The following is a 786-nucleotide window of genomic DNA, read 5'->3' on the forward strand; positions in this document are numbered from 1 at the left end:
TCCCCGACCCCGAAGGCCCGAACAGGACCACGAACTGCTCCTCGGAAGTGAGCTCCGCCTTGAGCCTGAAGCTCCTCCCCCGGGATACCAGCACCTTTTCCACATCCACATGGATCAGCATGTTACGCTTTTCCAAACCCATACCGCGAAAGGATTTCCTGGCCTTCCGCGCTCAGGATGAAATCGATGAAACGCCGCGCCAGCTCCTTTTTCTGTGTCGCAGCCACGACCGCTACAGGATAGACTATCGGCTGATGCTTATCCATTTTGGCAGCCACACGCACCTTCTCCCTGGCGACGGCCGCATCGGTGGCAAAGACAAAACCGGCGTCCACTTCCCCCCGACTGACATAGTCGAGCACCTGGCGCACCGAGTCTCCCGGGATGAACTTGGGACCCAGCGTTTCCCACAGTCCTTCGTTCGTCAGGGCTTCCTGAGTATACCGCCCAACGGGAACCGTTTCGGGCTTCCCAAGGGCAATCTTGCCCACATCCTTTTGAGTGAGGTCCTGCGCGCTCTTGATGGAAAGTTTGGACGCCGCCGGGACGATGAGAACCAGGCTGTTGCTGACAAAGTCTTTTCGAGAATCGTCGAGAATCAGCTTCTTTTCCTTCGCCTGGTTCATGGTCTTCTGATCCGCCGACGCGAAGACATCCAAGGGCGCGCCCTGCTCGATCTGCTGAAGGAGAGCCCCTGAAGCCGCAAAATTGAAAATGATCTTTGTTCCAGGATGGAGACTCTCGAATTTGGTGCCAAGCTCGGTGAAGGCATTGGTCAGACTTGCC

General features: G+C 56.9%; 1 protein-coding gene. It reads right to left on the minus strand.

Going from position 1 to position 786, the window contains the following annotated elements; genetic code table 11:
• Nucleotides 1-122: 122 nt before the first annotated feature.
• Nucleotides 123-786, minus strand: a 664-nt coding sequence (gene modA, locus MWC30_RS21690; protein WP_244086285.1) for a molybdate ABC transporter substrate-binding protein, incomplete at its 5' end; no start/stop codon positions are given.

Origin of the sequence: Desulforhabdus sp. TSK (genome assembly GCF_022836495.1) — a bacterium.
In the GTDB taxonomy this organism is placed as follows: domain Bacteria; phylum Desulfobacterota; class Syntrophobacteria; order Syntrophobacterales; family Syntrophobacteraceae; genus Desulforhabdus.